The organism is Pseudomonas sp. AGC41, from assembly GCF_057334555.1.
Genome location: NZ_JBHFJB010000101.1, coordinates 15261 through 23839 on the forward strand (window position 1 = coordinate 15261; position 8579 = coordinate 23839).

6 protein-coding genes are annotated in these 8579 nt (G+C 63.8%); 1 reads left to right on the top strand and 5 read right to left on the bottom strand.

Going from position 1 to position 8579, the window contains the following annotated elements; translation table 11 throughout:
* Positions 1-125 precede the first annotated feature (125 nt).
* From ACE04F_RS17470 to nirB, 3 genes are all read right to left on the bottom strand, one after another.
* Entirely contained in the window at positions 126-566 is a 441-nt protein-coding gene (locus tag ACE04F_RS17470; RefSeq protein WP_434630940.1) for a CBS domain-containing protein, read from the bottom strand.
* Between the two features lie 173 nt (positions 567-739).
* A complete protein-coding gene (gene nirD / locus ACE04F_RS17475; RefSeq protein WP_305500940.1) occupies positions 740-1111 on the bottom strand; it encodes a nitrite reductase small subunit NirD in 372 nt (123 codons plus the stop codon).
* Positions 1111-3672 carry a nitrite reductase large subunit NirB gene (nirB, locus tag ACE04F_RS17480; RefSeq protein WP_486108619.1) on the bottom strand — a complete coding sequence of 854 codons (2562 nt, stop codon included), beginning with the start codon at positions 3670-3672 and terminating at the stop codon, positions 1111-1113. The genes nirD and nirB overlap by 1 nt, the downstream gene beginning before the upstream one ends.
* Before the next feature lie 565 nt (positions 3673-4237).
* Here nirB and ACE04F_RS17485 point away from each other — a divergent pair.
* Positions 4238-5221 carry an SDR family oxidoreductase gene (locus ACE04F_RS17485; protein ID WP_486108621.1) on the top strand — a complete coding sequence of 328 codons (984 nt, stop codon included), beginning with the start codon at positions 4238-4240 and terminating at the stop codon, positions 5219-5221.
* Here the strand turns inward: ACE04F_RS17485 and ACE04F_RS17490 are convergent.
* Together ACE04F_RS17490 and ACE04F_RS17495 are read right to left on the bottom strand one after the other, a co-directional pair.
* Positions 5210-6817, bottom strand: coding sequence for an alpha-amylase family protein (locus ACE04F_RS17490; RefSeq protein ID WP_486108623.1), 1608 nt, complete (start codon positions 6815-6817; stop codon positions 5210-5212). The two genes, ACE04F_RS17485 and ACE04F_RS17490, sit on opposite strands and share 12 nt — an antisense overlap.
* 23 nt (positions 6818-6840) lie before the next feature.
* Positions 6841-8367, bottom strand: a complete 1527-nt coding sequence (locus tag ACE04F_RS17495) for an alpha-amylase family glycosyl hydrolase (RefSeq protein WP_486108625.1) — start codon at positions 8365-8367, stop codon at positions 6841-6843.
* Positions 8368-8579 lie beyond the last annotated feature (212 nt).

Consider the following 8579-nt stretch of genomic DNA (forward strand, 5'->3'; position numbering starts at 1 on the left):
GTGTGGCGAGGGAGCTTGCTCCCGCTCGGTTGCGCAGCGACCGTAAGATTTTTGGGGCCGCTACGCAGCCCAGCGGGAGCAAGCTCCCTCGCCACAAGAGCTGTGCCTCCCTGCCACGGGTGGGTTCAGTGGCCGCGGATGTAATGCTCCAGTTGGCGGATCAGATCCGCCTGCTCGACCAGCGCTTCCTTCACCAGGTCGCCGATGGACAGCAGGCCGATCAACTGGCCGTCATCCAGCACCGGCAGATGGCGCAGGTGACTCTCGGTCATGACTTCCATGCAGCGTTCGATGCTCTGCTGGCTGTCGGCGGTGATGACCGGCGCGCTCATGATGGTACGGACCGTGGTGCCCACTGACGAACGCCCCTTGAGCACCATCTTGCGGGCATAGTCTCGTTCGCTGAATACACCCACCACCTCGCCGGCCTCGATCACCGGCAGCGCGCCGACGTTTTTCTCGGCCATGATCTGCAGCGCTTCGAGCACGGTCTGGTCCGGTGCGATGCTGTGGACCTGCCGGTTCTGCACACTCTTGAGCTTTACCAGTTGAGCGGCGGTTTTCATGACTAATCCCCAAACTTGAAAAAATCCCCCGCTCTCGTGGCGAGGGAGCTTGCTCCCGCTCGGCCGGGCTGGCGCTCCAGTGCGCAGCGACCGTAAGATTTTGGGGCCGCTTCGCAGCCCAGCGGGAGCAAGCTCCCTCGCCACAAAAAGCCCCAATACCCGCTATTGCGGACTCAGTCCTCGCCAATCTCCACCACATCCCCGTTCAACCGCACCGGCCAGACCCGCAGGCGCTGTTCGGGGTATTCCAGGCAATGGCCGTCTTCCAGGCGGAAATGCTGCTTGTACATCGGCGAGGCGATCACCAGTTCGCCTTTGATGCTGCCTAGCAGACCACGACCGATGACGTTCGCGCCGGACTTGGGGTCGCGGTTGTCGACGGCGTACAGCGGCTTGTCCGTATGCTCCGGCAGGTAAAGCAGCGCCACCTGGCGGCCGTCATGCCAGGCAACCACGCCGGAATTGGGCACCAGGTCCTCGCGGCTGCACAGGGTGCGCCATTGGACGGGTTCTTGAGCGATACGAACGACGTTTGACTGGCTCATCAGAGCACCTCCTCGGTGACGGGAATCAGGTGAAGTTCGCCGGCATGCACCGGCCGGCGCTGGCCACGTTCGCGGACAAAGTGGACGTCAGGATCTTCGCGCTTGTCGTTGACGAAGGTGCGGAAGCGCTTGAGTTTTTCCGGATCCTTCAGGGCGTTGGCCCATTCGCACTCGTAGCGGTCGACCACCAGTTGCATCTGCGCTTCGAGCTCGGCGCCCAGGCCCAGGCTGTCGTGGATGATCACGTCCTTGAGGTAATCCAGGCCGCCTTCCAGGCTCTCGCGCCAGACCGAGGTGCGTTGCAACTTGTCGGCGGTGCGGATGTAGAACATCAGGAACCGGTCGATGTAGCGGATCAGCGTGGCGTCATCCAGGTCGGTGGCGAACAGCTCGGCGTGGCGTGGACGCATGCCGCCGTTGCCGGCCACGTAGAGGTTCCAGCCCTTCTCGGTGGCAATCACGCCGACGTCCTTGCTCTGCGCCTCGGCGCATTCGCGGGTGCAACCGGACACCGCGAACTTGAGCTTGTGCGGCGAGCGCAGGCCCTTGTAGCGGTCTTCGATGGTCAGGGCCATCTGCACGCTGTCCTGCACCCCGTAGCGGCACCAGGTGCTGCCGACGCAGGATTTCACCGTACGCGTCGATTTGCCGTAGGCATGGCCGGTCTCGAAACCGGCTTCGATCAGCTCGGCCCAGATGTCCGGCAACTGGTGCAACTGCGCGCCGAACAGGTCGATGCGCTGGCCGCCGGTGATCTTGGTGTAGAGGTCGTATTTCTTCGCGACCACGCCAATGGCGATCAGTTTGTCGGCGGTGATCTCACCGCCGGCGATGCGCGGCACCACCGAGTAGGTGCCGTTTTTCTGCATGTTCGCCATGAAGGTATCGTTGGTGTCCTGCAACGGCACCAGGTGCGGGTCCATGATCGGCTGGTTCCAGCACGACGCCAGGATCGAACCCACCGCCGGCTTGCACAGGTCGCAACCGGTATGGCCGCGACCGTGTTTGGCCAGCAGCTCTTCGAAACTGATAATCCCTTCCACCCGTACCAGTGCGTAGAGCTCCTGGCGGGTATAGGCGAAGTGTTCGCACAGGCTCTTGTCGACGCTGACGCCACGGGCGATCAGCTCGTGTTCGAATACCTGCTTGACCAGGGCCGCGCAGCCGCCGCAACCGGTACCGGCCTTGGTGTCGCACTTGAGCTGGCCGAGATCGCTGCAGCCGCCGTCGATGGCCGCGCAGATCGAGCCCTTGGTGACGTTGTGGCACGAGCAGATGGTCGCCGCTTCGGGCAGCGCCGCCGGGCCCAGTGTCGGAGCGCCTTCGGACGATGGCAGGATCAGGCTGGCGGCGTCCTTGGGCAAGGCGATGCCGTTCTGCATGTATTGCAGCAGGGTGTCGTAATAGCTGTTGTCGCCCACCAGCACCGCGCCGATCACGCGCTTGCCGTCGGCGTCCACTACCAGGCGCCGATAGCTGGCGCTGGTTTCGTCGATGAATTGGAAGCTGCGCGCACCCGGCGTGTTGCCATGGGCGTCGCCGATGGAACCGACGTCCACGCCCAACAGTTTGAGCTTGGTGGACATGTCCGCGCCGGTGAACGCCTCGCCAGCCTCGCCGCACAGGCGCGCCGCGACATTGCGGGCCATCTGGTAGCCCGGCGCGACCAGGCCGAAGATGCTGCCATTCCAGGCGGCGCATTCGCCGATGGCGTAGATGTCCGGGTCGCTGCTCTGGCAATGGTCGTCAATCACCACGCCACCGCGCGGGCCGATCTGCAGGTCGCATTGGCGAGCCAGGGCATCCTGGGCGCGGATACCGGCGGAAAACACGATCAGGTCGGTTTCGAGGAAGTCGTCGGTGGCGAAGTTCATCCGGTAACGGTATTGCTCACCGGCGCTGATGGATTGGGTGCCCTTGGACAGGTGCACGCCGACACCGAGTTTCTCGATGCGCGCCTTGAGGGCCAGGCCGCCCTGCTCGTCCAGTTGCACCGGCATCAGCCGCGGAGCGAATTCCACCACGTGAGCTTCCAGGCCAAGGGTCTTGAGGGCATTGGCCGCTTCCAGGCCCAGCAGGCCGCCACCGACGACCACACCACGCCGGGCATTGTTCGCGGCGGCGCGGATGGCGTCGAGGTCTTCGAGGGTGCGGTAGACCAGGCACGAATCACCTTCGGCGCCCTGGATCGGCGGCACGAAGGGGTACGAACCGGTGGCGAGCACCAGCTTGTCGTAGCTGAGGCGCTCGGTGGCGGTGATGACCTGGCGCGCCTGGCGATCGATTTCCACCACCGGCACGCCCAAGTGCAGCGTGACGCCGGGCGTCTGGTACAACGAGGCTTCGCCCAGGGCCAGCGACTCGGCATCGCGGCCCGAGAAATACTCGGACAAATGCACACGGTCGTAGGCACGCATCGGCTCTTCGCTGAACACATGCACGCGGTAATGATTGAGGGCACCGCGCTCGATCAGTTGCTCGACGCAGTGATGACCGACCATGCCATTGCCGATCACGATCAGCGTTTGCAGCTTGTTCAGGGAAGCAACGTTGGAATTCATAGAAAGCACCCGACAAAAGCCCATCACGGTTTTTTGAAAGCAAAAAAAAGACGCCTGAAACCTTGCGGTTCCAGGCGTCTTTGCCTGTTCTGTGCGGTATCGATCCGGCGACTGCGCCCTGACCTACCGTAATATCCCCCGGCCTGCTGGCGCTCGATCTTCGTTGACCGACGGGGCTGCCCACTCGATTGTGTTCGCGGTGGGCCTGCCAAGCCTCTTGCAGCGAGCGTGCCAGACTTCATTCTTGCCCGCTCTCCACCCCTTCGCATGGGCCCAAAATCCCCTGTGGGAGCGGGCCTGCCCGCGAAGAGGCCAGATCAATCACTGAAGTCCAACCTGCGCCAGCCCCGCCTCAACAGCACCACTCATTGCCTTGCGATGGTGCGATCCCCCGCCATGGGCTTCATAAAAGTGCAGGGCTTGATGCCCGCCGGCAAAAATCCTGAACCATCGCCGACGCGGATTTTCACAATTAATGAAAACCGGGCCAGGCGCCGGGCCCTGCCCCTGGCCATCCAGCAAAACCACAAGCGCCCCAGGCGCAGCAATTGATCGGATGAACGCAATGGATGAGCGAAACCTACCTGTCGTTGTGATCTGCGGCGCCACCGCCGGCGTCGGCCGCGCGACCGCCCAGCGGTTTGCCGCGTCCGGCTACCGGGTCGGGCTGTTGGCCCGGGGCGAACAAGCGTTGGCGGCGACGCAAGAAGAACTCAAGCAACTGGGCGCGACGAGCCTGGCGATCAGCGTCGATGTCGCGGACGCCGATGCGGTATTCGCGGCGGCGCAACGGATGGAGCGCGAGCTGGGCCCGGTCAACGTCTGGATCAATTGCGCGATGGTCACCGTGTTGTCGCCAATCCGCCAGTTGACCGCCGAAGAAATCCACCGGGTCACCCAGGTCACGTACCTGGGCACGGTGCATGGCACGCTCGCGGCGCTGGATCTGATGGGGCGGCGCAATCGCGGGGTGATCATCCAGGTCGGCTCGGCGCTCGCCTACCGGGCCATCCCACTGCAGGCGGCCTATTGCGCGGCCAAGTTCGCGGTGCGTGGTTTCACCGATTCCTTGCGCTGCGAACTGCTCCACGAACACAGCGACATCAAGGTCTGCATGGTGCAGCTGCCGGCGATCAACACGCCACAGTTCGATTGGGCCCGCAACAAGCTCGGCAAGCGCCCGCAACCGGTGCCGCCGATCCATGACCCGGACGTTGCCGCCCGGGCGATTTTCAGCGTGGTAAAACGTACCCCCCGGGAGTTGTGGTTGGGCGTGGCCTCGCTCAAGGCGATCGTCGGCACTTGCCTGATGCCAGGCCTGCTCGATCGTCTGTTGGCCCGCAGCGCCTATGCCGGACAAATGACCCACGAGGACGACGACAGCCAGCGCCCGGACAATCTGTTCGAGCCGCAGGAGTCGGTGCATCGTACCCGCGGGCGGTTCAATGGCCGCTCGAAGGATTCTGCACTGGCCCTCAGCTCGACCCAGGTGTCGGCGTTGCTGCTGGCCACCGGCGGGTTGCTGGCCGTGGTGCTGCTACTGTTTTGAGCCGGTGCGCCGGAACCAGCGATAACCGTATCCATGCAATGTCAGGCTGGATGCGGTCGAGGCCGGATACGGGCGGTCCGAGAGAACTTCCTCGAACCCCTGCAAATCCACTTCCCGTAGCTGCACAGTGACTGTCTCGGGGCTGAGGTTCGCCAGCATCACCGACGTAGCTTCGCACTCATGGGCGATGGCGAAGACCGCACGATGGTCGACCGTCAGCAGTTGCGCCTTGCCGTCGCCAACCTCGCGCAAGCGCCTGCGCGCCAGCAGCAGCCGGCGAGTCCGCGCCAGCAGCGAATCGCGATCGTCCTGTTGGCCCGCGACGTTCAACTGCGTGTAGGCAAACGGTCCTGCATCGATCACCGGCGCGGCGAGGCGCTGGGCGGTTGAAAAACCGGCGTTGGCTTCATCGCTCCATTGCATGGGCGTGCGCACCGACAGGCGTTCGGGACGGGACAGATCATCGCCCATGCCGATTTCTTCGCCGTAGCGCACGATGGGTGTTCCGGGCAGTGACAGCAGCAGCGCCTGGGCCAACGCCTGGCGATGCACATCACCGTCGAGCATCGGCGCCAGGCGCCGGCGGATACCGCGACCATACAGGCGCATGTTCTGGTCCGGGGCGAAGGCCCGCATCACCTCGTCACGCTCCTGCTCGGTCAAGCGTTCGAGATCAAGCTCGTCATGGTTGCGCAGCCACACCGCATAGTTGGCGCCGTCGGGCGGTGCCGGGCGGCGAGCGATGGCCCGTTGCAGAGGCTCGGCTTCACCTCGGGCCAAGGCCAGGAACAGATGATTGTTGACCCAGAAATCCAGCACCAGGCCCAGGCGTTCGCCGGTGCCGAAGTAATGGCTGTAGCGCTCGGGCTCGACATCCACTTCGCCCATCAGCACGCCTTCCGGGTTGATGCGGGTCATGTGCTTGAACAGCCGTTCCAATAACCACACGCCTTGCGCTTCATCGCCGCCACCGGCCTGCTCAACCAGGTGCGAAGCGGCATCGAGACGAAAACCGGCGATCCCCAGTTCGAGCCAGTGATCCATGATCCGCTCGATCTCTTCGACCACCCGCGGGTTCGCCAGATTGAGGTCCGGCTCATGGCGATAGAACAGATGCCGAAAGTACTGCCCGGCCTGTTCGTCCCACTGCCAGATGCTGTCTTCCACCGACGGAAAGATTGGCTGATTGCCGTCGTCCACCGGCGTGTCGGACCACAGGTAATAATCCCGGTAGACGCTGTCCTTGTCGCGCCGCGCCCGCAGGAACCAGGGATGCTGGTCGCTGGTGTGCTGCACCACCAGTTCGAGGATGACCCGGATGCCACGCTCCCCGGCCTGGACGATCAACTGGCGCAAGTCTTCTTCGCTGCCAAAGCGCGGGTCCAGCGCCATGAAATCACTGACGTCGTAACCGGCGTCTTTGAACGGTGACCGGTACAAAGGCATCAGCCAGAGTGCGCCGACGCCCAACGCTTGCAGATAATCGAGTTGACGAATGATGCCCTTCAGGTCGCCACGGCCATCGCCGTCGCTGTCGTAGAACAGCGAGGGGTCGATCTGGTAGATCAAGGTATTTCGGTGCCAGTTGGCTTTCATCGGTCACTCCTTATCGACAAAGGTTATCGACACAGGATCAGGGCCTGTTCGGCAGCCAGACGCCCGCTGAACGGTTGGCCTTCATCCGCGCCATCGCTGGCGACTTCAACACGCCAGGGGCCGGCCAGCGGAAAGGTGTGCTCGCTGTCGGCAAAATTGATGCAGACCAGGCGCTCGTCGCCCTCGCAAGAGCGACGATAAGCCAGCACCTGCGGGTGCGAGGGCAGTTCCTCCCAGCCGCCCAGGCGCAGCGCCAGGCTATTGCGCCGACACGCCAGCAGCCGTCGGTAAAGCGCCAGCACGGAATCGGCGTCGCGCTCTTGGGTCTCCACCGACAAGCGGCCGGCATCCGCAGCGAAAGGCAGCCATGGCGCCTGACCCGACCAACCGTGAGGCGCCTGTTCCGTCCAGGGGATCGGCGCCCGGCTGCCGTCCCGTCCGCCGGGGTCGACGCGGGTCTGGGCGGTCACCTGCGTATCCTCCAGGCCCAGCTCCTCGCCCTGATAGATGAAAGGCGTGCCGCGCAGCGTCAGCAACAGCACCGCCGCAGCCCGTGCCCGGCGCAATGAGCCACCGTAGCGAGTGCGGTGGCGGCTGTTGTCATGGTTGGACAGCACCCAGGTTGGCCAAGCCTGCAACGGGCCGAGGTCGTTTTCCACCTCGCGCACGCACATGCGGAACACCACCGGGTCCCACGGCGCATCCAGCGGCGGGAAGTTGAACGACATGTGCAGTTCGTCACTGGCACCGTAATAGGCCGCTACCTGGGCCGTGGAACGGATGTTGACCTCGCCGATCAGCACCCGCTCGCCAGGGTAGCTGTCCACCAGGCGCCGCAGCCCGCGCAGCACTTCATGGCTGTAGGGCTGATCGTTGATCTTGACCATGGTTTCACCGGCCATGCAGCGCGGGTCGTCGGCGAAGCTCTGGTCCTTGCCGACGCAATGCACCACGTCGACGCGAAACCCGTCCACGCCACGCTCCAGCCAGAAGTGCAGCACTTGATGCATGGCCGCGACGACTTGCGGGTTGTGCCAGTTCAGGTCCGGTTGCTCGGGCAGGAAGAAGTGCAGGTAGTACTGTTGGCTGGTTTCGTCCCAGGTCCAGGCGCTGCCGCCGTCGATCGAGGCCCGCCAATTGTTCGGCTGGTCACGCCAGATGTACCAGTCGCGCTTGGGGTTGTCGCGGCTGGAGCGCGACTCGATGAACCAGGGATGCTGGTCGGAAGTGTGATTCGGGACAAAGTCGAGCAAGACCTTCAAGCCCCGTTCGTGGGCCTTGGCGATCAACGCATCGAGGTCGGCCAGGTTGCCGAACAGCGGATCGACATCGGTGTAGTCGCAGATGTCGTAGCCTGCGTCGCACATCGGCGAGCGGAACACTGGCGACAGCCACAACGCATCGATACCAAGGCGTTGCAGATGGTCCAGGCGCGCTGTCAATCCGGGAAGATCGCCGACGCCATCGCCGTTGGCATCGGCAAAGGAGCGAGGGTAAACCTGGTAGATCACGGCGTTCTTCCACCAGGGCGAAGGGAAGGAGTTGGGCATGTCGCCTCCTCTGATCGCAGTGTGTGGTGGGCAAGACCGCAGCCCCGCCTGCTGTCCTTTCATCGACGGACATCAGTTAAGAACCGGAAAAGGCGTCTGGGGTTCGTTTTTTCTTGATGGGAGGTGAATCAGCGGAAGAGATGTTTGATATGCCGCCGTCATCGCGAGCAGGCTCGCTCCCACATGGGACAGGGGCTCACAAAGGTCCACTG